At 38.4% G+C, this 25,749-nt stretch carries 20 protein-coding genes; 7 read left to right on the plus strand and 13 right to left on the minus strand.

All coding sequences use genetic code 11. The features are described from left to right. Positions 1–7: 7 nt before the first annotated feature. The 5 genes from ACM46_RS13955 to ACM46_RS13975 all read right to left on the minus strand — a co-directional run bounded on the left by ACM46_RS13955 (position 8) and on the right by ACM46_RS13975 (position 8,728). Complete coding sequence (locus ACM46_RS13955; RefSeq protein ID WP_048507292.1) at positions 8–2,851, minus strand: T9SS type A sorting domain-containing protein; 2,844 nt, start codon at positions 2,849–2,851, stop codon at positions 8–10. A gap of 214 nt (positions 2,852–3,065) precedes the next feature. Then, positions 3,066–6,245, minus strand: a complete 3,180-nt coding sequence (gene carB, locus ACM46_RS13960) for a carbamoyl-phosphate synthase large subunit (protein ID WP_048507293.1) — start codon at positions 6,243–6,245, stop codon at positions 3,066–3,068. 45 nt (positions 6,246–6,290) lie between these two features. Next, positions 6,291–6,653: a four helix bundle protein gene (locus ACM46_RS13965; protein WP_048507294.1), complete on the minus strand. Its 363-nt coding sequence runs from the start codon at positions 6,651–6,653 to the stop codon at positions 6,291–6,293. 11 nt (positions 6,654–6,664) lie between these two features. Further along, the gene (locus tag ACM46_RS13970; RefSeq protein ID WP_048507477.1) at positions 6,665–7,747 is read right to left on the minus strand and encodes a carbamoyl phosphate synthase small subunit; all 1,083 of its coding nucleotides are present in this window, start codon (positions 7,745–7,747) and stop codon (positions 6,665–6,667) included. 90 nt (positions 7,748–7,837) lie between these two features. After that, entirely contained in the window at positions 7,838–8,728 is an 891-nt protein-coding gene (locus ACM46_RS13975) for an aspartate carbamoyltransferase catalytic subunit (protein ID WP_048507295.1), read from the minus strand. 242 nt (positions 8,729–8,970) lie between these two features. Here ACM46_RS13975 and ACM46_RS13980 point away from each other — a divergent pair, with 242 nt between their 5' ends. Next, the gene (locus ACM46_RS13980; RefSeq protein WP_048507296.1) at positions 8,971–9,432 is read left to right on the plus strand and encodes an Lrp/AsnC family transcriptional regulator; all 462 of its coding nucleotides are present in this window, start codon (positions 8,971–8,973) and stop codon (positions 9,430–9,432) included. Between the two features lie 150 nt (positions 9,433–9,582). On the opposite strand, the gene argH is transcribed toward ACM46_RS13980, so the two are convergent. The 8 genes from argH to ACM46_RS14020 form a co-directional block, all read right to left on the minus strand. Next, complete coding sequence (argH, locus tag ACM46_RS13985; protein ID WP_048507297.1) at positions 9,583–10,887, minus strand: argininosuccinate lyase; 1,305 nt, start codon at positions 10,885–10,887, stop codon at positions 9,583–9,585. 264 nt (positions 10,888–11,151) lie between these two features. Continuing rightward, positions 11,152–12,234: a M20 family metallo-hydrolase gene (locus ACM46_RS13990; RefSeq protein ID WP_048507298.1), complete on the minus strand. Its 1,083-nt coding sequence runs from the start codon at positions 12,232–12,234 to the stop codon at positions 11,152–11,154. After that, complete coding sequence (argB, locus tag ACM46_RS13995; protein ID WP_048507299.1) at positions 12,209–13,003, minus strand: acetylglutamate kinase; 795 nt, start codon at positions 13,001–13,003, stop codon at positions 12,209–12,211. Before argB ends, ACM46_RS13990 begins: the two co-directional genes overlap by 26 nt. 62 nt (positions 13,004–13,065) lie before the next feature. Beyond that, positions 13,066–14,022: a Rossmann-fold NAD(P)-binding domain-containing protein gene (locus ACM46_RS14000; protein WP_048507300.1), complete on the minus strand. Its 957-nt coding sequence runs from the start codon at positions 14,020–14,022 to the stop codon at positions 13,066–13,068. A gap of 133 nt (positions 14,023–14,155) precedes the next feature. Next, entirely contained in the window at positions 14,156–15,295 is a 1,140-nt protein-coding gene (locus tag ACM46_RS14005; protein ID WP_048507301.1) for an aspartate aminotransferase family protein, read from the minus strand. A gap of 282 nt (positions 15,296–15,577) precedes the next feature. After that, on the minus strand, positions 15,578–16,540 hold the full coding sequence (gene argC / locus ACM46_RS14010) for an N-acetyl-gamma-glutamyl-phosphate reductase (RefSeq protein ID WP_048507302.1): 963 nt from the start codon (positions 16,538–16,540) through the stop codon (positions 15,578–15,580). Positions 16,541–16,615: 75 nt separating this feature from the next. Further along, complete coding sequence (locus tag ACM46_RS14015; protein WP_048507303.1) at positions 16,616–17,809, minus strand: argininosuccinate synthase; 1,194 nt, start codon at positions 17,807–17,809, stop codon at positions 16,616–16,618. Then, a complete protein-coding gene (locus tag ACM46_RS14020; RefSeq protein WP_206541009.1) occupies positions 17,778–18,383 on the minus strand; it encodes a GNAT family N-acetyltransferase in 606 nt (201 codons plus the stop codon). The genes ACM46_RS14015 and ACM46_RS14020 overlap by 32 nt, the downstream gene beginning before the upstream one ends. 160 nt (positions 18,384–18,543) lie before the next feature. On the opposite strand from ACM46_RS14020, the gene ACM46_RS14025 reads away from it, so the two are divergent. From ACM46_RS14025 to ACM46_RS14050, 6 genes are all read left to right on the plus strand, one after another. After that, complete coding sequence (locus ACM46_RS14025) at positions 18,544–18,960, plus strand: transposase-like zinc-binding domain-containing protein (RefSeq protein WP_048507304.1); 417 nt, start codon at positions 18,544–18,546, stop codon at positions 18,958–18,960. A gap of 539 nt (positions 18,961–19,499) precedes the next feature. Then, positions 19,500–20,879: a hypothetical protein gene (locus tag ACM46_RS14030; RefSeq protein WP_048507305.1), complete on the plus strand. Its 1,380-nt coding sequence runs from the start codon at positions 19,500–19,502 to the stop codon at positions 20,877–20,879. 50 nt (positions 20,880–20,929) lie between these two features. Further along, on the plus strand, positions 20,930–22,510 hold the full coding sequence (locus tag ACM46_RS14035) for an MFS transporter (RefSeq protein ID WP_048507306.1): 1,581 nt from the start codon (positions 20,930–20,932) through the stop codon (positions 22,508–22,510). A 43-nt stretch (positions 22,511–22,553) separates the two neighbouring features. After that, positions 22,554–22,781: a DUF6814 family protein gene (locus tag ACM46_RS14040; protein ID WP_048507307.1), complete on the plus strand. Its 228-nt coding sequence runs from the start codon at positions 22,554–22,556 to the stop codon at positions 22,779–22,781. 69 nt (positions 22,782–22,850) lie between these two features. Then, the gene (locus ACM46_RS14045; RefSeq protein ID WP_034731116.1) at positions 22,851–23,045 is read left to right on the plus strand and encodes a hypothetical protein; all 195 of its coding nucleotides are present in this window, start codon (positions 22,851–22,853) and stop codon (positions 23,043–23,045) included. Next, positions 23,038–25,743 (plus strand): ATP-binding protein, encoded by a 2,706-nt coding sequence (locus ACM46_RS14050; protein ID WP_048507308.1) that lies wholly within the window; start codon positions 23,038–23,040, stop codon positions 25,741–25,743. The genes ACM46_RS14045 and ACM46_RS14050 overlap by 8 nt, the downstream gene beginning before the upstream one ends. Positions 25,744–25,749 lie beyond the last annotated feature (6 nt).

Raw genomic sequence — 25,749 nt, forward strand, 5'->3', positions numbered from 1 at the left:
GAATGTATTATTTTTTTATAATTTTTCCGGAAAACAAAACTTTATTTTCTGTTCCATATACGCTTAGTATATAAGCTCCTGCACTTAAATCTGACAAATTAACAGTCTGCTTTTTACTTGAATTAAAATTGACAGTTTTAATATTTTTTCCTGAAAAATCAGTAACCAATATCTTTTCAAACTTCTCAATCGATTCTATTGTAATCTCACTTGAGAAAAGGGCAGGATAAATTTTGAACTCCGTATTTGATTTTGGAGATTCATTGGTATTCAGATAATAGCCTGTCATGTCTATTTTCCAAACATCATTATAATTCAAATGATCATAAGTTTCTGTTTGTGTACCCCCGAATAAATACAGGTTGCCGGCATTGTCATTCCAAGTTGCAGAATAGCGTCTATAAGGCGGTAAATTTGTATTAGAAGGGACATTTAACAGGCCGTAATTATATGAAGATGAGGTTTGAGGGCCATACATCCAGGTCCAATTGGCTGTAAGAATATTATATCTCCAAAGATTCTGTTGAGATGAACTGTTTCCGCCAAAAAGCCATAAATCACCATTCTTTCCGCTCCAGGTTAATGCTTTAGGTCTATCGCCAGGGAAGTTGGCTGCGCTTTCTGTTCCCATAGTTCCATAATTTGCATTTCCGTAAGGAGGAGGAGTTCCTATTGTAGACCAGCTATTGGTGCTGGTCTGATATTTCCACATTTTAGCATTTGTAAAATACCAGAAATTTTTATTGTCATCAACCCAGTTAATTCCGGTTCCATAGTCAGCCGGAGGATAATTGGTAGCGGAGAAGTTATTAACTGTTTTATCTCCGCTTAACCATACCCATTGATCTATGCTGACATCGTATTTCCATACATCATTTAAATAGCCTTCATTGGTAGATACTTCATCAAATCCGTAGCCGCCATACAGATAAAAATTACCCTGGGCATCTGTCCATGTTTTTCCTCTTACTCTTGCTCCCGGAATATTAGTTGAAGAATATATTCCCTGGCTTCCGTAATTTGCGCGTCTGTTTGATCCTAAACTGGCATTTTGTACACCTCCTTTCCAAACCCAGTTATTGGATGTTTTATTGTACATCCACAGATCCTGATAATAAGAGTTTACCTGTGGCGTCTGCCCTCCGAACATCCAGAGATTTCCGTTGGCATCTGTCCAGGACATTGCGTCAATACGGCGACCCGGCGCGCTTCTTTTGTTTTCGGTATTGAGTGATCCGTAATTGATCAGATCTCCTGTATAAGATTTAAAAAAACTGTTTTCGTTGCCGTTGATCCATTGCCATTTTTTTTGTGAGGAAATAAACTTCCATAAATCAACAGAAGAGTACGCTGTAGTGTTTACTTCGTTACCATATTTTCCATAAATTCCATATACCCATAGATTTCCTTCAGCATCTTTCCATTGAGCACCATATTTGGCCATTCCACCCGGAGTATTTTCACTTTCTACAAGACCTTCCAGCTTTTCATAGGAAACAAAATCATATGAATTACCGCCGCTTGTCACTCCCGGACCCTTTATCCGAACCCAATTATTGGTAGTGATATTGTATTTCCAGAAATCAACTCCATAATTTCCTGAAGAAGTGATGTTTCCGTTATACAAATAAAGATTTCCTTCATTTCCGGTCCAGCAGGCTGAAGAACTTCTGAATCCCGGGAAATTTTGTGCATCCTCTACATTCAATGTTCCATACACCGGCGGTTGGGTCACAGGAGGATTTCCGTTTTTTTTCATAACGGTCCAGGAATTACTGGCTGGGTTATATTTCCACATATAGTAATTGATCTGAATCCAAAAGTTCCCGTTTTTATCTGTCCAGTTATTGGGTTTGGAACCGTCTATGGTTCCCGGCATATTGTTCGTATTTTCTATTCCTACGCCCGCAGCAATGTTCTCAGTACTTGTCTGGCTTCCCTTTAGCCAGGTCCACAATCCGTTTACAGGATTAAATTTCCATAAATCATTGTAATTGTATCCCTGAGTCGCGGTACTGTGATAGCCTCCATAAATAAATATGTTTCCCTGTAAATCTTTAAAACTGCAACTTCCAAATCTTGAACTGGGCTGGTTTAAAGCATTTTCCTGTCCAATACTGTTGTAGGTTCCATTGATGTTGGCTTGATCTGTTCCTCCTATCCAGGACCACATATTGGTAGAAATACTATACTTCCAAACGGTATTGTATTCGTTTCCGTTTGATGTTTTTCCACCAAAAAGGAATAGATTTCCTGATGAATCAGTCCATGTGGTTGTATTGATCAATGCAGGAGGAATATTTGCAGGGTTTTCAATGTCTTTTGTTCCGAAATTGCCTTCTCCATTGGATGTTCCGTTAGAAATTTTAATCCAGTTATTGGTGAGGCTATTGAATTTCCACAAATCATTTTTTTGCTTACCGGATGCATCTGCTCCTCCAAAAATATATAAATTTTTATTCGTTGAAGACCACATGGAAGACTGTCTTACCGCTCCGGGAACATTTCTATAACTCTCTACATTTACTCCTTTATTGTATCCGTTAAAGTCATGATAAAGCCATCCCTTTCTAAACGTAAAATTATTATTTTGGGAATTATAGCTCCATAATAAGCTTGAGGCATTACCCACCCAACCTGTACTGTGGCCGCCAAACATCCAGAAAGTCCCATCACTATCTGCAACATAAGACATTTCTTTCAAAATATTGGGCCAGTTTTCACTGCTTTCCAATCCGTAAATGCCAAACTCAGCATCCTGCTCAATCTGATTACCTCCCTGTACCCAAGTGAAATTAATGTTTTGTGATAAGCAGAATGTACTTATCAATAGAAAAAAGATTTTCTTCATGCTTTAAGATGTGTGTTTTTTAATTTTCATTTATAAAATAATCTCCTTAGCCCATTTTAAAAGTAAAAAATGTATACTAATCGGAAATTATATTATTAATTTTTAGCGAATTTATACAAATTCTATAAATTAACAAACAATTTAATTTTTCTTGAAAAACAAAACCCCGCAAGAAAACTCGCGGGGTTTGAAATATATTATCTGGCTTCGATGATTACATCGTCTCCATTTTGAAACTCATGCTTTCAATTACTTTCAGGATGGCTTCTACTGTATCCATTGACGTCAGACAAGGAACACCGTTTTCCACACTCATTCTTCTGATCTGGAATCCGTCTCTCTCAGCCTGCTTACCTTTGGTGGTGGTATTAACAACATACTGAACTTTTCCTTTCTGGATCAGGTCGATCAGGTTCACATCTTCCTCTCCTATTTTGTAGCCTATTTTACAAGGAATTCCTTTGCCTTCGAAATATTTGGCCGTTCCTTCTGTAGCCCAGATTCTGAATCCTACTTCGTGGAATCTTTCTGCCAGAGCTGCAGCTTCTTCTTTGTGCTTATCTGCTACTGTGAAGAGAATGGAACCGTGCATCGGTACTTTTCTTCCTGCTGCAATCAGTCCTTTGTAAAGTGCTTTTTCCAGAGTGGTATCTTTACCCATTACTTCTCCTGTAGACTTCATTTCAGGGCCTAAAGAGATGTCTACTTTCGTCAGTTTTGAGAAAGAGAACACAGGAACTTTTACATAAACACCTTCTTTGCTTGGAACCAGACCGTTTTTGTAGCCTAAATCTGTCAGCTTTTGTCCTAAGATGGCTTTTGTTGCCAGATTTGCCATAGGAACTTCTGTAATTTTAGACAGGAAAGGAACTGTTCTTGAAGAACGTGGGTTCACCTCGATTACATAAACATTTCCTTCGAAAAGAACGTACTGGATATTCATTAAACCAATCACATTCAATCCTTTGGCCAGCCTTTGTGTGTAGTCTACTAAGGTATCAATTTCCTTCTGTGAAACATTCTGTGTAGGATACACCGCGATAGAGTCTCCGGAGTGTACTCCTGCTCTTTCGATGTGCTCCATAATTCCCGGAATCACTACTGTTTCTCCGTCGCAGATGGCATCAATTTCTATTTCTTTTCCTACCATGTATTTGTCTACCAATACCGGGTGTTTAGGGCTTGCTTCAACGGCATTTTCCATGTAGTAGGCAAGTTCAGCCTCACCGTACACAATTTCCATCGCGCGGCCTCCCAATACGTAGCTTGGACGAACCAGAACCGGATAACCGATCTCGTTGGCAATTTTTATGGCTTCTTCTTTTGAAGTGGATGTTTTTCCTAATGGTTGAGGAATTCCCATTTCCTGAAGCGCTTTTTCAAACTTGTCTCTGTTTTCAGCTCTGTCAAGGTCTTCAAGAGTAGTTCCCAGGATCTGTACCCCATGTGAAGCCAGTTTATCGGCAAGGTTGATGGCCGTCTGTCCTCCAAACTGAACCACTACTCCTTTAGGTTTCTCAAGCTCGATAATATTCATTACATCTTCTTCCGTTAATGGTTCGAAGTATAATTTATCTGAGATAGAGAAGTCTGTAGAAACGGTTTCAGGGTTATTGTTGATGATAATCGCTTCGTAACCCATTTCTTTAATGGCCCAAACCGAGTGAACTGTTGCGTAGTCGAATTCTACTCCCTGCCCGATTCTGATAGGCCCTGAACCTAAAACGATGATCTTTTCTTTATCTGAAACAACGCTTTCGTTTTCTTCTTCGTAAGTTCCGTAGAAATACGGGGTTTCACTTTCAAACTCAGCCGCGCAGGTATCTACCATTTTGTAAACCGGCATTACTCCATTTTCTTTTCTGAAATTGAAAACTTCACGCTGTTTCACTTCCCAAAGGTGGGCGATATTCATATCTGCGAAGCCTAATTTTTTAGCTTCAATTAAAGTTTCTTTGTCAAATTTGTTGGCAGCGATTACTTTTTCGAAATCAACCAGTTTTTTCAGTTTCCAGATGAAGAATTTATCAATCTTGCTCCATTCTACAATCTGCTCCCAGTCATATCCTTTTCTTAAAGCATCTCCGATAATGAAAAGTCTCTCATCATCACAAACTCTGATTCTTCTTTCGATTTCTTCAGCCGTTAACGCTTCAGCCTGTTTTGTTTTTAATCCTAAATGTCTGATTCCGGTTTCAAGAGAACGGATGGCTTTCTGTAAAGATTCTTCAAAATTTCTACCGATAGCCATTACTTCTCCGGTTGCTTTCATCTGTGTAGACAATCTTCTGTCCGCCGTTTCGAATTTATCGAATGGGAATCTCGGGAATTTTGTTACCACATAGTCAAGTGCAGGTTCAAAACATGCGTATGTTTTTCCTGTCACCGGGTTCATAATTTCGTCAAGTGTTAAACCTACCGCGATTTTCGCTGCAATTTTTGCAATCGGATATCCAGTTGCTTTACTTGCCAGTGCGGATGAACGGGAAACTCTAGGATTCACCTCAATGATGTAGTAGTTGAATGAATGCGGATCCAAAGCCAGCTGTACATTACAACCTCCTTCAATTCCTAAGGCTCTGATGATCTTCAGAGAGGCATTTCTCAAAAGCTGATATTCTCTGTCCGAAAGTGTCTGAGAGGGTGCCACTACAATAGAATCTCCTGTGTGAACTCCAACCGGATCTATATTTTCCATGTTACAAACCACAATCGCATTGTCGTTCGCATCACGCATTACTTCGTATTCGATTTCTTTGAAACCTGCAATTGATTTTTCGATAAGACATTGCGTCACCGGACTGTATTTCAATCCTAATTCAGCGATTTCTTTCAATTCAGCTTCCGTAGAGGCGATACCTCCACCTGTTCCTCCCATTGTAAAGGCAGGACGAACAATGACCGGATATCCAATCTCATCAGCAAAACGAATAGCTCCTTCTACTGTATTTACGATATCTGATTCCGGAACGGGTTCGTTCAGTTCTCTCATCAGCTCACGGAAAAGATCTCTGTCTTCCGCTCTATTGATTGCAGAAAGCTTAGTTCCTAAAACTTCCACTTTACATTCTTCAAGAATTCCTGATTTTTCCAGTTCTACCGCCATATTCAGACCTGTCTGTCCTCCAAGCGTAGGTAAAAGAGCATCCGGACGTTCTTTTCTGATGATGTGGCTTACAAACTGAAGGGAAATAGGCTCGATATATACTTTATCTGCGATTTCCACATCCGTCATAATAGTTGCAGGGTTTGAGTTGATCAAAATCACCTTGTAGCCTTCTTCTCTCAAAGACAAACAAGCCTGCGTTCCTGCGTAATCAAATTCAGCTGCCTGCCCGATGATGATGGGCCCTGAACCGATTACTAAAATTGTTTTTATGTCGTTTCTTTTCATAAGTTTAAAATGTAACAATTTATCAATCTAACAGTGTAACAATTTTTACAAACCGTTTTCCTTTGATAAACTTGTGCTTAAAATTTTATAAATAATTTTTCCAATTTCTATGATCTGTATTTCCAACTTATCTTCAAAAGGATAATTTTTGGAGTGTTTACACAGATATAACCAATATTTTGTTTCTTCAAGTTCTTTGGCTGCAATTTTTATTTTATTAACAAAATCTTTCTTACTATAAGGATTTTGCGCTTCAAAAGAATTTGCACCAATACTTGTTCCTGAGCGTAATAACTGTTTAGCAATGACGAATTTCTTATGTTGTTCCAATAATTCACAAAACTCAATAATATCCAAAGAGAATTTCATGGTTTTTTCAATTAAAGGATTCTTTTCGAAATTGATCATTTAATTTATTGTTAAACTGTTACATTTTTAAATTGGTACATTAAATCAATGAACTCATCAAACAAATAATTTGCGTCTTCAGGGCCGGGGCTTGCTTCCGGGTGGTACTGAACGGAGAAGCAAGGGTGAATTTTGTGTTTCAGGCCTTCGTTGGTTCTGTCGTTCAATGCAATGTGGGTTTCAATAAGGTCTGTTCCTTTAAGACTTTCCTGATCTACGGCGTATCCGTGGTTTTGAGAGGTGATGGAAACTTTGTTTTTCTCAAGATCCAGTACAGGGTGGTTTCCTCCTCTGTGTCCGAACTTCAGTTTGAACGTTTTTGCTCCACACGCAAGACCAATCAGCTGATGTCCCAGGCAAATTCCGAAGATGGGAACTTTTCCTAATAATCCGCGGATCATTTCTAATGCCTGAGGGTTGTCTTCAGGGTCACCGGGACCGTTTGAAAGCATAATTCCGTCCGGATCCATCAGTAAGATTTCTTCTGCTGTAGTATCTTGTGAAACTACTGTGATATCGCAGTTTCTCTGAGATAATTCTCTGATAATTCCTAATTTGGAACCAAAGTCTACCAGAACTACTTTAAATCCTCTTCCCGGATTGGCGTAAGGTGTTTTTGTAGAAACCATTTCTACCTGATTGGTAGGGAAAGTTGTAGATTTTAATTCCGTCACTACTGTATTTTCATCAGCATCGGAATTTACAATCTTTCCTTTTACCACTCCATAATTACGCAGAACTCTAGTCAGTCTTCTGGTGTCGATTCCAGAAATTCCTGAAAGATTTTTCTTTTTAAATAATTCATCTAAAGTCATCTGAGTACGGAAATTAGAGGGAAGATCGCACAATTCTTTTACGATAAGTCCTTTAATAGCCGGCTCGATACTTTCATAATCATCACGGTTAATACCATAATTTCCGATAAGCGGATAAGTCATGCAAACAATCTGACCGCAGTATGACGGATCGGAGATCAACTCCTGATAACCTGTCATTCCGGTATTGAAAACTACTTCTCCTGCAGTTTCCAATTCTGCTCCGAAACCTTCTCCATGAAACACTTCACCGGACTCCAGTATTAATTTTTTCTTCATTTTAAAATTAGATTTTCTATTATTTTTTTGTACAATGTATTCACGTATTAATGTATTCATGAATACTTTTTACAGTTTTACTTTTTATAATTATTTAAAGGTATATCCTTCTTTTTCCAGTGCTTCTTTCAGAATGGCCATTCTTGCGAAAACACCGTTCTGCATTTGTTTGAACACTCTTGAACGTTCGCATTCTACAAGATCCGTATCAATTTCAACGCCTCTGTTAATAGGTGCCGGATGCATGATAATGGCTTCTGCTTTCATTGCTCTTTCTCTTTCTTTAGTTAATCCGTATCTTCTGTGGTATTCAGAAGCGGAAAAACTCATTTTTGCATCGTGTCTTTCGTGCTGAATTCTCAACAGCATCAGTACATCCACTTCAGCGATTAACTGATCCACCGGTAAGTAAGTTCCGTTAATTAAAGCTCCTTCATCAAACCAGTCTTCCGGACCTGAGAAATATACTTTAGCTCCCAGCCTTCTTAATGCTTCTGCATTTGAATTGGCTACACGGCTGTGTTTTACATCTCCTACAATTCCTATCTTCAGGCCTTCGAATTTTCCAAATTCCTGATAGATGGTCATCAGATCCAGCATACATTGGGAAGGATGATTTCCTGTTCCGTCTCCCCCGTTGATCACCGGAATGCTGATGGTATTCAGCTCTTCAAAATATCTGTCTTTTTTATCTCTGATAACCACCAGATTAACGCCAAGACTTTGAATGGTCTTTACTGTATCATAAAGACTCTCGCCTTTATTTACAGAACTGTGCGAAGCATCAAAAGGTACTACCTGCAGGCCCAGCTTTCTTTCTGCAATGTCAAAGCTTGTCTTTGTTCTTGTACTGTCTTCAAAGAAAAGATTTGAGCAGAAAACTTCTCCTTCAATTTTTGCAGTTTTTCCATTGGCAAAAGCCATTGCTTCGGCCAGTATACTGTTGATTCTCTCGGTGCTTAGTTCTGTAATCGTAAACATAATTCTTAAATTTTGTGCATAAAAAAAGCGAAGACAAGATCTTCGCTTAATAACAATAAATATCGTAAAGGGCGCTTTCGCCCGGTAAATCTAATGATATAAATACTCTTTTATTCATTAGGTGCAAAGATATAAAAATTTTACGAACCTACAAAACCAAAGTTTCAAATAAATTTAAAACAGTAATCTTTTTTTTATTTTCATTTTTAATTGATATTTTTGTTAAAACTCAAAACAACTCTATGGATTTAAAAGATAAAATGATTCTCAGTATTATTCAGGAAGACTCTACATTATCTGTAAAAGAAATTTCTGAAAGGATCAGTCTTACCTTTACTCCGACGTATGAGCGTATCAAACAGCTGGAGAAACAGGGCATTATTGAGAAATACGTTGGCCTTTTAAACCGTGAAAAGCTGGGTCTGAACATTGTGGTCTACTGTAATGTGCGTCTTAAAGAACAATCTCAGAAAGTGCTGGAAACTTTTGAAAAGAACATTATCAAATATGATGAAGTTCAGGAAATCATCAGTCTTTCCGGAGAGTATGACTACATGCTGAAAATCATTGCAAAGGACATTAATTCTTATAATGATTTTGCTGTGAATGTAATATCAAATCTTCCTAATATTGGCCAGTATCACAGTTCAATTGTGCTTCACGAGGTGAAAAAATCCACTAAATTTAAAATTGATCTGGAATAATAATTTAAAATTTAATTAAACCATTAAGCTTTTTAAAGTAAATAAGAGTAGTTAAGAATTCGCAAGCGAATTGTAATCTTCCAGCTGTATTTAAAAGCATAGATTTTCTTAATTAAACTTAAAAACTTCAACGATCTTAATGGTTTAAAATCAACCCAATAATTTGTTTTTCAGCTTATTAAACTGATATTCTATTTTATCAAGACAAAGATTTCCTATGCTTCCCTGGTGGGTATGACTAAGATTTCCGGCCTCAAACTCGAATTCATTATTTTCAATCTCCTGACCTACTTTCACATAGGCATCACGGAATGAACTTCCCTTTTTCACTTCTTCATTGATCTTTTCTACACTGAACAGATACTTATACTTTTCATCTTCCAGAATTCCGTCTTTTACCTGGATATTTGGTAGGGTATAACTTAGTATCTCCAGACATTCTTTCAATGAATCAATAGCCGGGAAAAGAATTTCTTTGGTCAGCTGCACGTCTCTGTGATAACCTGACGGAAGATTATTCGTCAACAAAATCAGTTCGTTGGGTAACGACTGAATCCGGTTGCATCGTGCACGCACCAGCTCAAAAATATCCGGATTTTTTTTGTGAGGCATAATACTGCTCCCTGTTGTAAATTCTTTTGGAAAGCTTATGAAATCAAAGTTCTGGCTTAAATATAAACACACGTCATAAGCAAACTTCCCAAGCGTTCCTGCCAAAGTAGCCATGGCCATAGAAAGCATTTTTTCGGATTTTCCACGGGTCATCTGTGCATAAACAGAATTATAGTTCATCGACTGAAAACCCAGGTTATAAGTTGTGCTTTCGCGATCAATCGGGAAAGAGGAACCATATCCTGCTGCGGAACCCAGCGGGTTTTTATTGATTATATTCTTCACCGAAAACAACAGTTCAACATCATCAAGCAAGGCTTCTGCATAAGCTCCAAACCACAATCCGAACGAAGACGGCATGGCAATCTGAAGATGGGTATAGCCGGGAAGCAGTATATTTTTATGCTGTTCGGCCAGCCCGATCAGGATCTGGAAAAACTCATCGGTCAAGGCGGTGATCTCTCGGATTTCGTCCAGAAGATAGAGTTTTATATCCAACAAAACCTGATCATTACGGGATCTTGCGGTATGAATTTTCTTTCCGGTATCTCCTAATTTTTCAATTAAAATGGATTCAACCTGAGAATGAATATCTTCCGCTTCTTTATCAATCTCAAAGTTTCCGGTTTCGATATCTTTTAAAATATCTGCCAGCACAGAAAGCATCTGCTCTGATTCTTCAACGGAAATAATTCCGGTTTCTGCCAACATCCGGCAATGCGCCATTGAGCCTTTAACATCGTATTTTGCTAAACGTTCATCAAAGTCAAGATCTTTCCCGACTGTAAATTTGTTGACTAATATATTGGTGGCCAGGTCGTCCTTCTGCCATATTTTTTTCATAATACTATTCTTTATTATATTGAATTTGTTTCAACCTGCCCAGCAGAGCACCTTTAACTATAAAAAAACATATCCTTACCGGAAGTTGTTCGTTTTTAATCTTTTTTTGCATAAATCTTTATTAAAAACTGAACTTTTATTTGCCTGCTGAGCGTGGTTAAAACATTTACTTTAGATATTAGAAGCTAGAAATTAGATGTTAGTGCTAAATGTGTGTGTAAATTTTCCACATCTAACTTCTAATTTCTAGCTTCTAACTTCTTTTCATAAAACTTTTTCTAAGATCCTGATATAGATCTCAATTCCCTCTTCAATCTCGTTTATACAGATATATTCATCCGCTGTGTGAGAGCGCCTGCTGTCGCCGGGACCTATTTTCACTGATGTACATGGAATAATGGCCTGATCCGATGAGGTTGGCGAGCCATAGGTTGTCCTGCCTGTTTCCAGACCTGCCTGTACAAAAGGATGATCCATTTCTATTTTTGAGGAATTTAACCTGAAGGACCTGGCAGTTAATGAAGATTTCATCTGCGACTGAATGATTTCAAACGCTTCTTTGTTGGAATATTCATCGGTAACCCTCACATCCAAAGTGAAAGTACAGGCTTCAGGAACCACATTATGCTGAACTCCTGCATGAATTCCTGAAAGTGTAACTTTAACTTCACCCAAATAATCTGAAACTTTTGGAAATCTGAAGTTCAGAATATGCTGAAGATCTTCCATGCATTTCACAATAGAATTATCATCATTTGGATGAGCAGCATGAGAAGGAGTTCCTTTCATTTCCCCGTCTATCACCAAAAGTCCTTTTTCCGCAATGGCCAGATTCATCTGCGTGGGCTCTCCTACAATGGCCAGTTCGATATTCGGAAGCTGTGGAAACAAGGCTTCAATTCCATCAAATCCTGAAATCTCCTCCTCTGCTGTCAACCCAATCACTAAATTATATTTTAAGTCTTCTTTCTCATAAAAATGCAGAAAAACCTGAGCCATGGAAACCAGAGAAGCTCCGGCATCATTGCTTCCCAACCCATATAATTTCCCCTCTTTTTCAACAGGAAGAAAAGGGTCTAATGTATAGGCTTTATTGGGTTTTACGGTATCGTGATGAGTATTCAGCAGAATAGACGGCTTGAATACATCAAAATTTTTATTGACTGCCCAAATGTTATTTTTAAAACGCTTTGTGGGAATCTGATGTTTTGTGAAAAAGTTTTCAATCTCCACAGACGTATTGTATTCATCTTTGCTGAAAGAAGGAATAGCAATCAGTTTTTTAAGCAGTTCAACCGCATTGGACAGCAATTCTTCTTTACTATAAACAGATTTCAGTTCCTCCATGATGATTTTCTATATGATTTTTTAATTGGGTTTCTTTAATTAAGAATACCTTATCTACATTATTTTTCACTGCTCCGAGTGCATTTTCAAGTTTGGGAAGAATTCCTTTGTGAAGTTTCCCGGCTTCTTTTAAAACAGAAAATTCTTCTTCTGTTACACTTTTTATAACCGATTTTGGATTATCAACATCCTCCAGCACACCTTCTTTATCAAAACAATACAGCAACTCCACTTCATATTTTAGCGATAAAGCCTGTGCAAGCACTGATGCAATGGTATCTGCATTGGTATTGAAAAGATTTCCTTTTTTATCGTGTGTAATGGCTGAAAATACCGGAACAAGATCCAGTTTGATCAGCTTTGAAATCAATTTCTTATTGACACTTTTCTGGGTGATATCACCTACAAATCCAAAATCAATCTCGGGATGTTCTCTCTTTTTGGCTTTAATCAAATTGGCATCCGCTCCCGAAAAACCTATTGCTTTACATTTTTTTTTCTGGAGTTTTGCTACGATATTCTTATTGATCCCTCCCGCATACACCATAGAAACAATATCCAGCGTATCTTTATCCGTGATCCTTCTTCCGTTGATCATTTTTTGCTCAACGCCCAATTTATCAGCTAAAGTAGTGGCTAATTTTCCGCCTCCGTGAACCAGAATTTTCTTTTCCTTAATTTCAGAAAACTGCTCTAAAAATTGGTCAAGCAGCTCCTGATCATCGATCAGGGCGCCTCCTATTTTTATGATGTATAATTTTTCTTTCATTTTTGTGGATGGGTTGATAGGACTGCGTCTTATCTTTTGTTAAATCATTCCGTTGGAACTCTTTATGGGTTTATTTCATTTAAGATTTCTGAAAAGACAGCTTGGGCAGAGAAAATTCTGTTTTTGGCCTGCTGATAGATAATGGAGTTTCCTCCGTCCATTACTTCATCACTTAATTCTACATTACGACGAACCGGAAGACAGTGCATTACTTTTGCCTGGTTGGTATTTTCAAGTTTTTTTCCTGTCAGCATCCAGTTTTCTTTTACCTCGGGCATTGCTGCATAGTCATCAAATGAGGACCAGTTTTTCACATAGATAAAATCTGCATCTTTTAAAGCTTCTTCCTGATTATGAATCACTTTAATGTCTTTTGTGAAGTTTTTATCCAGATCATAGCCTTCAGGATTGGTAATGACAAAGTCTACATCCATTTCCTGCATCCATTCTGCAAATGAATTTCCAACGGCCTGAGCTATTGGTTTGATGTGTGGAGCCCATGTAAGAACCACTTTCGGTTTACGTTCTTCTTTCCAGTTTTCCGTGATGGTAATACAGTCTGCAAGGCTTTGCAAAGGATGACGGGTAGCCGATTCCAGTGATACAACAGGAACTTTAGCATGCTGTTCAAACTGACTCAGGATACTTTCGTTGACATCATCTTCTTTAGATTTCATGCCTGCAAAACAACGCACTGCAATAATGTCACAATATTGGTTCAGGACTTCAATAGCATCTTTGATGTGTTCAACGGTATCTCCGTTCATAACCGCTCCATCGGCAAATTCCAGATTCCAGGCTTCCTGGGCTGCATTTAACGTCAACACATTTAATCCTAAATTCTGTGCTGCAATCTGACTGCTTAAACGGGTTCTTAAACTTGAATTCAAAAATACAAGTCCTATTGTTTTTCCTTTCCCTTTTTCGGTTTCAGAGAGAGGGTTTTCTTTAATTTCTAAAGCTTTTTTTATGATATACTGTAAGTCTTTTACATCGCTTACAGAGGTGAAATTTTTCATTTGATGATTTTTTTCTAATTAATTCTGATGATTTTTACCACAATTTTTTTTATTTAAACACTTTAGAATACATAAGTAAGTTTAAAACAGTTCCGTTTATTAAAGTGTTTATATCTTTTGTGACTTTTGTGGTTTAAATCTTATCTAAAACGGCTTTCAAAGCATGGATAAAAAGATCTGTTTCTTCTTTTCCGATATTCAGGGCCGGAAGGATCCTCAGTACACTTTTATCATTAGAATTCCCTGTGAAGATATGATGAGTGTACAACAGGTTTTTCCTCACTTCAGAGCAATCCTGATCAAGCTCTATTCCTATCATCAAGCCTTTCCTTCGGATGGATTTAATATGTGGAAAGTCTTTAATTTCGTTTTCAATATAATCACCTATTTCCTGAGCATTTTCAGTAAGATTTTCTTCCTTCATCACATCTAAAACCGCAATTGCCGCTGCACAGGCCAAATGATTCCCTCCAAAAGTGGTCCCTAATAAACCGTTGCTCGCTTCAAATTTCGGATGAATCAAAACACCTCCGATCGGGAAACCATTTCCCATTCCTTTTGCTGTCGTGATCATGTCCGGTTCGATTCCAAATTCCTGATGCGCAAAGAAATAACCGCTTCTTCCGTATCCGGACTGAACTTCATCCAAGATCAGTGCTGCATTATATTTTTCGCAGAGTTCTTTAATTTTGGATAAAAATTCTGCTGTCGGGATCATAATTCCTCCCACTCCCTGAATTCCTTCAATGATGACGGATGAAATTTCATTTCCCTGAGTTTCAAAAATTTCTTCAAGCTGCCTGATATCATTCCAATCAGATTTAATGAATCTTTCGGAAAAATTGACCGGGGCAACAATTTTCGGATTATCTGTTACAGAAACTGCCGCCGAAGTTCTTCCGTGAAATGAGCCTGAAAAATACAGCACTTTGCTTTTTCCGTTATGAAAAGAAGCCAGCTTCAGTGCATTTTCATTGGCTTCAGCTCCTGAATTACACAGGAAAAGGTTATAATTTTCATATCCTGAAAGTTTTCCCAGTTTTTCAGCCAGCTCAGTCTGTAATCCGTTCTGAACAGAGTTGGAATAGAACGAGATCTTTTCCAGCTGTTCTTTTAATTGAGTTTGATAATGCGGATGATTGTGTCCGATTGAAATCACTGCGTGGCCTCCGTAAAAATCAAGGTATTTCTCGCCTTTATCGTCCCAGAGAAAAGACCCCTGGGCTTTTACAGGATTGATGTTGAATAATGGATATACGTTGAATAAATTCATGTTTTTTATTTTAATTAATTTCTTTTGTCTTGAAACAAAAGAAACAAAAGTTCAAGACCTGGAAACTTCCACTAAAAATTATTTCTATTCTCTAAAAATTCTAAAACTTGCGCAATTTCCATATTTGTTTTTCTATTCAATATTTTTGTCGCGCTTCAAACAGTAGAATTTTCTTAACGTTCATAGAATTAATTTTCTTAACGCTCCAATTTCCTAAGTCGAATATTTCAGTTTTTCAATTCACAATTGACTTATTGACCATTCACTTTTTTGATCACTTTTTTAAAATGCTATCGGTTTTAAATTCAGTCCCAGATTTTCTTCCCAGCCCATCGCTATATTCATATTTTGCACTGCCTGCCCGGAAGCTCCTTTTAACAAATTGTCAATCGCTGAGTGAATAACCGCTACATTTCCACTTTTTTCAATCTGAATCACACAGCGATTCGTGTTGACAACCTGCTTTAGATCAATTGCTTTCTCACTTACCTTTACAAAAGGCGCATCTTCATAAAAATCCTGATACAACTGAACGATATCTGAAAGTATTAAATCTGTTTTCACCGTTGAACTTGTAAAAATTCCTCTTGCAAAATCTCCTCTCCATGGAACAAAATTCAGACTGACCTCTTTATTATTAAACGAAACCAACTGCTGTAAAATCTCTTCTACATGCTGATGCGTAAGCGTTTTGTATGCTGAAATATTATCATTCCTCCAGGTGAAATGCGTTGTAGCCTGTAAAGACTGCCCTGCACCCGTTGAACCCGTAATTCCCGTAGTATATACCTCATCCAAGATTCCTTTTTCTGCTAATGGAAGCAGCGCTAACTGAATAGCCGTTGCAAAACATCCCGGATTGGCAATACTTTTTGATCCGGCCAGATTTTTTTTATTGATTTCCGGAAGTCCATAGATAAAATTTCTGTTTCCGGAATTTCCATCCAGGCGGAAATCATTTCCTAAATCAATGACTAAAGTCTCCTCTTTAACCGGATTCTGCATCAACCAGTTACGACTTTCCTTGTGGGGAAGGCACAGAAAAAGAATATCCACTTCTTCAGGTTGGTCCGTTAAAACCTGTTCGCAAACTGCCGTTAAATCCGGGTACAAATCTGAAATTTTTGTCCCCGAATTGGAACGGCTATATAAAAAACTCAGTAACACATTGGGATGAAAAGCCAGCACACGAATCAATTCGCTTCCTGTATAACCGTTGGCTCCTACAATTCCTACTTTTTTCATATTTTAAATGATATGATGATTGATAATTGACAGGACTGCATCCTATCCTGGGATAAATCGTTCCGTTGGAACTTTTTATTTTGAATTGATCTGGTGATATATATTTAAAGAATTGCTTACAATTTTCGTGTATCCTTTTACATCCTCACCTGTCCAGGCTCTGTTTGCTTCGCCATAACTTCCGAATTTATCAGACATCAGATCGTGATCGGATTCAATTCCATTTAAAACAAACCTGTATGGATGAAGGGTCACAAATACTTTTCCGCTGACCATTTTCTGAGAATCGGTTAAAAAAGATTCTATATTCCTCATCACCGGATCCAGAAAAAGTGCTTCATGCAGCCAGTTTCCGTACCAATCAGAAAGCTGGGACTTCATCATCTGCTGGTATTTTGAAAGCGTGTGTTTTTCCAGTAAATGGTGCGCTTTGATAATCACTGATGCTGCTGCCGCCTCAAATCCTACTCTTCCTTTGATTCCAACTATAGTATCTCCAACATGAATATCACGTCCGATACCATAAGCCGAAGCCAGTTCTTCTACTTTCTGGATTGCATAAACAGGATGTTCAAAAGCTTCTCCGTTTACTGCTGTAATCTCTCCATTCTTAAACTCAATTTCCAGCTCTGAAGATTGGGTTTCTTTAATCTGGGATGGAAAAGCAGTTTCAGGAAGAGAATTTCTTGATGTTAAGGTTTCTTTTCCTCCTACTGAAGTCCCCCATAATCCTTTATTAACAGAATATTGAGCTTTATGGAATTCCATTTCGTAACCGTGGTTTTTAAGGAATTCTATTTCTTCTTCACGGGACAGGTTCATGTCGCGGATGGGAGTAATAATCTCCATTTCCGGACACATCACCTGGAAAATCAAATCAAAACGAACCTGATCGTTGCCGGCACCTGTACTTCCGTGAGCAATAGCATCCACCCCCGTTTCAATGGCATATTTCGCAATTTCCTGTGCCTGAACCGTACGTTCTGCACTCACAGATAATGGATAGGTATTGTTTTTCAGCACATTTCCGAAAATCAGATACTTCACACAAGAATTATAATAATCCTCCTGAGCGTCTACGCACCTGTATTCTTTAACCCCAAGATTAAAGGCTTTTTTCTCCAGTTCTTTTTCTTCCTCTTTAGAAAAACCGCCGGTATTTACAGTAACTGCATACACTTCATACCCTAGTGTCACACTAAGATATTTAGCACAGTAAGAGGTATCCAAACCTCCGCTAAACGCTAAGATTACTTTCTTTTTCTCCATTATACTCATCAATTTCGGACTGCTGAATTTCAGTCCCGTTTACTTTATTATTATTTTCAGGAACAAAAAGCATGGCTGTACAAAGACAGTTCTTACGTTCCTTTTTCATTAAAATTTCATAATTCACACAGTTCTTACATCCGCTCCAAAATTCTTCATCCTGAGTAAGCTCCGAGTAAATTACCGGCTTATACCCAAGATCACTGTTGATTTTCATCACCGCAAGTCCTGTTGTCAGCCCAAACACCTTTGCATCCGGGTATTTTTCTCTAGATAATTGGAAAACTTTATTCTTTATCAAAGTGGCTACCCCTCTGTTCCTGTAATTCGGAGATACAATAAGTCCTGAATTGGCCACAAACTGACCATGTGACCAGGTTTCAATATAACAGAAACCCACCCATTCCCCGTTTTCAGTAGCAACCACAGCATTTCCTTCTGAAATCTTTTTCGTTAAATATTCGATGGAACGTTTTGCGATCCCCGTTCCTCTGCGCTGTGCAGAATCATACATTTCCTGCTGTATTTCACTCACATACATTAGATGTTCGCATGAGGAAATTTCTATTTCCATTTATTTATCTGAATTTTTTGGCAAATTTAAAGTATAATAACTTTAAAAACCAAATTAAAAAGATATTTTTTTTGTTTAAATAAATTATACAGGTAATTTTATCTTTATCAAAAAATATAACTTTGCTAAATTATTATATATTTGCTAAAAACATATAGTTATGGAAAACAAGTGCCCAAAATGCGGAAGCACTACCATCGTAAAAAGTGGAATCGTTAACGAAAAACAACGCTTCCTTTGCAAGGACTGTAAGTACTATTTTACGGTAAAAAAAATGGGAAAACAAATCGATGACTATTACGTAACCAAAGCTCTTCAGCTCTATCTTGAGGGGTTAAGCTTCCGTGAAATAGAACGAATTATTGGTGTTTCTCATGTAACAATCAGTTCATGGATCAAAAAATACAACATCACCAGACCGCCTCATTCCGAATTCCATCCGGTGTATAAAATCCTAAAACAGAACGAACTGATTGAATATATGTCGAAGGAAGAAAACATTAAAAACTCAGGGCTTATTATTACTCAGTTTGCGGATAAATACATGTTGATTAAGTGGGAGAGGTTTAAGAAGTAGATGAGGTTCAAGAAGCAAGAGCCAAGAATCAAGAACCAAGATGCAAGACATCAGATTTCAGACAGTGTAACGGTGGCTTCGAGAACCTCAGCCACCGGGTGATAGCCCCTCGTGATGTAAGATGCCATATATCAGATTTTAGACTTTGGTAATGGTGGCTTCGAGAACCTCAGCCACCAAGTGATAGCCCCTCTTGATGTAAGATGCCATATATCAGATTTTAGACTTTGGTAATGGTGGCTTCGAGAACCTCAGCCACCAGACAACCACCTTTCATTATCAAAATTAGCAGATATCAGATCTCGAAGATCACTGGCGGTGGCTGAGGTTCTCGAAGCCACAAGCCACCTACCTCCATCTACCCTATCCCCCTTACACTCACCACATCGAACCCGAACCCCGCAATTCGTAACCTCGAATTTCGCTCCTTAAAAACACCAAAACTATACTATTACCACTAATATATATTAAATTTTTATAAACAAATTATTAATTACAATTTGGCTTTCACAAAAAACAACGCCAAAAATTGATAATTTATGAAGAAATTACTTTCATTTATTGGATTAGCTCTAATCAGCAGTTCTTTATATTCACAGGGTTCTCCTGATTACGGAGGCGGACTAAAATTAAACCTCAACCCGGAAGGAGATAAATTTGTCAGATTTATTTTATGGGATCAGTTCTGGCTAAGGAACACAGAAATGAACCCCGGAAGTATGGTAGGAGGTGAAGCTACCGACAATTCCTGGAGCGTGGGAAACAGAAGATTACGGGCCTTAGCTTATGCTCAGATCTCTAAAAGATATATGATCCTTCTCCATTTCGGGATCAATAACCAAACCTTTATTAATGGCGGAGCCACAGGAACTACAGGCACAGGAGGTTACGGAAACGGGAAAAAGACCCAGCTGTTTTTTCATGATGCATGGAATGAATACGCAGTTATTTTACCTGGAGAAGCCGGAAAATTCAGTTTATCTTTAGGCGCCGGGCTTCATTATTATATGGGACTTTCCCGTATGACCATGGGTTCCACCCTGAATTTCCTTACCATAGACTCTCCTATTTTCTCATGGCCCCTTATTGATAACTCAGATCAGTTTGCCAGACAGCTCGGAATGTTTGCTAAAGGAAAATATGGTAAACTGGAATACCGTTTCAGCTTAAACAAACCTTTTGCCACAGACCTTGTTCCCGTGAATGTTACAGACCCTTCAAAAGCGGCAGCTGTAGATAATAACGGAAATCCAAGCTTCTCAAAAGCAGGATATGTAGAATACCAGTTCCTTGATGAGGAATCCAATACTCTTCCTTTCAAAGTAGGTTCATATTTGGGAACAAAGAAGGTTTTCAATATAGGAGCAGGTTTCTATCATCAGGCAGACGGAACAAGAACTTCCGTCAATTCAAATATTGAAAAACATGACATTACACTTGTCGCAGTGGACGCTTTTGCAGATATCCCATTAGGAAATGCAAAAAACAAAATGGCCGTTTCCGCTTACGCAGGATATTACAACTATAATTTCGGTCCGAACTACGTCAGAAATCTGGGAACAATGAATATTGCTGCTTCCGATCCTAATTTTGCAGGGAACAAAGCCATCGCAGGTCCCGGAAATCTACAGCCGATGATCGGTACAGGAAATGTGATCTATGCACAGGCGGGACTTCTTCTTCCAAGCCAGGCCGAAAAACCAAAAATCAGAATACAGCCTTTCGCGGCCTACACCCATAAAAGCTTTGAAGCATTTGACAAGTCTTCATCACAGTTTGACGTAGGCGCCAACTGGTTTATAGACGGACATCATGCAAAAATTACCACCCAATATTCCACGAGACCTGTTTACACCAGTCCTACGGAAAGTCCTTCTTCAAAAGGAGAGTTCATAGTACAGTTTCAGATCTACCTTTAAACTCCGGATGAAATCAATATCCTAATTCTTTAACATCAAAATCAATCAACATGAGCGAAAATCACCACGAAAACTACGAGAATATGACCGACCGGCAGAAAAACCGCACCATCTGGAGCGTGATCACCGCCTCATCTCTCGGTACTTTGATAGAATGGTATGACTTCTACATTTTCGGAAGTTTAGCCATCGTTTTAGCGACCAAATTTTTCCCTGCAGACAATCCTACGGCAGCCTTTTTATCTACGCTGGCTACTTTTGCGGCCGGATTTGTCGTAAGACCTTTCGGAGCCTTATTCTTCGGAAGACTGGGTGATATTATCGGAAGAAAATACACCTTCCTGGTAACTTTACTGATCATGGGATTCTCCACTTTCCTGATCGGGTGTATTCCGGGATATGAAACCATAGGATTCATGGCCCCTGTTTTAGTTTTAATTTTAAGACTTTTACAAGGTTTGGCATTGGGAGGAGAATACGGAGGAGCCGCCACCTATGTTGCAGAATATGCACAACCTCACAGAAGGGGTTACTGGACTTCGTGGATTCAGACTACGGCTACCGCAGGACTTTTCATTTCATTAATTGTTATTTTAATTACTAAAAATTCGTTATCCGCAGAAGAATTTGATTCCTGGGGATGGAGAGTTCCGTTCTGGATTTCAATTTTAATGGTGGGAGTATCTTATTTCATCAGAAAAAACATGAAAGAATCTCCGCTTTTTGCAAAGGCCAAAAGTGAAGGGAAAACATCTAAGAATCCGTTAAAAGAAAGCTTCGGAAATAAATTCAATTTCAAATTTGTCTTACTGGCATTGTTTGGCGCTGCAATGGGACAAGGTGTTATCTGGTATACCGGACAATTCTACGCCATGAGTTTCCTGCAGAAAGTAATGAATATAGATTCGATGCAGGTTGATTATTTAATGGCTACTGCCCTTTTAATGGGAACACCATTCTTCGTATTTTTCGGCTGGCTCTCGGATAAGGTCGGACGAAAGGCAATTATGATGACAGGGATGCTGGTTGCCATCTTAGCCTATAGACCTATTTACGACAGCATGTATAAAAGTGTAAACATTGAAGCTAAAACCGTTGCCGACAGCGGAATTAAAGAGACAAGAACGGCAGCCATTCACAAAGATATTGCATCGGACAGCTTAATTACCTTTCACAAAGAAACGACATTCACAGACGGAACTTTCATGAAAAAAGACAGCATTGTACACTGGTCTGCAGCCGGTCCTGTTATGAAAGACGGAAAAGCAGAAGAACCCAAAGTCACAAAATCCATTACATTAAACAGTGATACAAAATGGTATCTGGTATTTTTAGTTTTCATTCAGGTGATTTTTGTAACGATGGTTTACGGCCCGATTGCAGCTTTCCTTGTAGAAATGTTCCCGGTGAGAATCCGCTATACCTCGATGTCACTACCTTACCATATCGGAAACGGTGTATTCGGAGGGCTTCTTCCGGCAGTAGCAACGTATCTGGTTACTCAGGGAAAGGATGCAGGACACCCAACCTGGTATCTGGAGGGACTTTGGTACCCGATTGGAGTTGCCGCCGTCTGTTTAATCATCGGATTGTTTTATCTTAAAAATAAGAACAATAATATTCATGATTAGGTACCGAATCACTTAATTTTTTACTAATTTTAAAACTACTAAAATGAACGGATTAAAAAAAATATTAGGCATACTCTGGATTGCAGTGGCTCTGGTGGTGGGATATTTCGGAACTACGGTTTTAGGGATTCCAAAGCTCACCTCAGGAAAGCAGGAAGATCTGGTATTCGGGATCATCATCTTATTTGTGCTGATGCCGATTATCTCGGGCGGAATGGCTATTTTCGGCTACTATTCGCTGACAGGAGAATATTCAGACGATAAAATTTAATTTATAAATGATGAATGATAATTGATGAGTGACAGGTTCCTCATCAATTATCTTTTATCAATCACCCATATGAAGAAGAGACACGAACAAAAACTGATTATTTTGAGCATCGGGCTTATGATGGCTTTCAGCATTCCTATTTCACTGCTTTTCAACAGTGAAAAAGATGTTTTCGGCTACCCGATGATCCTTATCTATCTGTTCGCGGTCTGGATGATCTCCATCATTATTTCTTTTGTAATTGTAAAAAAGTATGATGAGTAGTTTTGCATTATTTGTTGTTGTTCTGATTTATCTGGCTCTTTTATTCTTAGTTGCCCATCTTGCCGAGAAGAAAAAAAGTAAAAGATGGATCAATAACCCCTACATTTATGCTTTATCTCTGGCGGTATACTGTACGGCCTGGACGTATTACGGAAGTATTGGCGTGGCAGCCACAAGCGGACTGAACTATCTGCCGATCTACATTGGCCCCATCATGATCATTCCGGCATGGATTTACATTAATACAAGAATCGTAAGAATTTCAAGAATCAATAAAATAAGCAGTCTTGCGGATTTTATTTCTTTACGATACGGCAACAGCAGAAGCTTCAGTGCTATGATCACCATTGTCTGCCTTCTTGCCATTGTTCCTTATATTGGACTTCAGATCAAGGCTATTTCCGAGACGTTCCATTTGGTTACGGAAACTTCAATGTCAAGCAATATCCTGACTGACAATGCCACATTTGTAGTCGTTTTAATTGCCTTATTCTCTTCCTATTACGGAACCCGGTATGTTGATGCTTCTGAAAAACGTTTAGGAATTATTTCCGCCATTGCTCTGGAAAGCTTCTTAAAACTTTTCTTCATTATTATTCTGGGAATATTTGTTATTTATTTTGTCTTTGACGGATTTTCAGATATTTATGAGAAAGCCAGCCAATTTGAAGATTTTAAAGAAAAAAACACCTTTAACGGCATTGAGGGTGCCATGAACTGGATGGTTTTATGCATGATATCAGCTACGGCCATCTGCATTCTTCCAAGACAGTTTCATACGGCCATTGTTGAGAACCGCCAGGAAAAGCACATCCGGACAGCGATCTGGTTTTTTCCGCTTTACTTGCTGATTTTCACGATATTCATCTTCCCGATTGCATGGGGAGGAAGGCTTATTTTCGATGGCGAAAAGGTGAATCCTGAGTTCTACTCCATTCTAATTCCTCAACATTTTGACAATACCTTAATTACAGTTTTTGTATTCCTGGGTGGGCTGAGTTCATGCATTTCCATGATCATCATTTCAGCCATTACCCTATCTATTATGCTTTCCAACAACCTTATTATTCCTTATGGTTTATTGGGGAAGTTTAAATCTGACAACGAGGTTCAGAATACGCGAAACATTACGAATATCAGAAAGTTCAGCATCTTTGCACTGATCATTATGGCCTTTGTGTTCTATAAATATTTTATTCTGAAGACATCGCTGGACTCTGTGGGATTGATCTCGTTTGTTGTAATTGCGCAACTGGCTCCTTCCTTTTTCGGGGCTATTTTCTGGAGAAGAGGAAGCTACAAAGGGGCCGTAACGGGACTTCTCGCAGGATTAGCAATCTGCTATTTCGGACTGATTATTCCGCAGTATTATTTTTCCTACAACCAGGAACTGAAAGGAGTGATCCGTGAAATGTATGATGCATTCACGTTTTTCAACATTCCTTTTTTAAGCAGGATTTCGCAGATTTTCTTCTGGTCGATTTTCGTTAATACATCCCTGTTTACCATTATTTCTGTAAGCGTTAAAGGAAATTACCGGGAAAGAAATTTCGCAGAATTGTATGTAGATATAGACAAACACATCCTGAACCATGAAAATGCTTTTATCTGGCGAGGAACCGCTTATATTTCGGATATCAAAAATATTCTTGAACGTTTTTTGGGCAAAACGAAAACAGAACAAGCTCTAAGGATTTTCAATTTAAAATATAATATAGATTCCAAAACTGAAACGGCAGATTCCAGATTTATTAAATTCTCGGAAAACCTTCTGGCAGGAAGAATCGGTACGGCATCGGCCAAAATTCTGATTGAAGGAGTAACAAAGGAGGATAAAATATCTTTAAAGGAAGTTCTCAATATTTTAGAGGAATCCAAAGAAAATATTAGCCTGAATAAAAAACTGACGGAACAGTCTGAAGAACTGCAAAAACTTTCCGACGACCTGAGAATGGCCAATGAAAACCTGATTGTTAAAGACCGTCAGAAGGATGATTTTCTGGACTCCGTTGCCCACGAGTTACGAACTCCCATCACCGCCATTCGCTCGGCAGGAGAAATCCTGGCGGATGATGATGATATTCCAATGGATATCAAGCAGGAATTTTTAAATAATATCATTACGGAATCGGACAGACTCAGCGAAATCATCAATGACATTCTTTATCTCGACAAACTGGAACATGGTGAAATTGCCTTAAACATTAAAGAAAATAATATTCTTGATACTTACAAAAAGGCTTTAAATCCACTGCTCCATCTGATACAGCAGAAAAACATTCATTTGAGTGAAGTCAATCTTCTGAATGAAACTGTATTTAAATATGATGAAGCAAGAATGATTCAGCTTTTTCAGAATATCCTCGGAAATGCATTGAAATTCACAGAAGAACAAGGCACGATACAAACCAAGTTATCCGAAAAAGAAAACCAGCTGATCATCAGCATTTTTAATACCGGAAGACACATTCCTGAAGAGGATCTGGAAATGATTTTTGATAAATTTTACCAGTCAAAAAACCAGAATATTTTAAAACCCACAGGCAGCGGGCTCGGACTGGCTATTTCCAAGAAAATTGTTCAGGCTCACCATGGAACAATAAAAGCGGAAAACAGCGGTTTAGGCGTAACTTTTGCGATAAGCATACCTTACAACCTATTAAAAGAGATTAAAAATGAAGTTGAACAAAAACAATAACCTTTT

Origin of the sequence: Chryseobacterium angstadtii (assembly GCF_001045465.1) — a bacterium.
Classification (GTDB): Bacteria; Bacteroidota; Bacteroidia; order Flavobacteriales; family Weeksellaceae; genus Chryseobacterium; species Chryseobacterium angstadtii.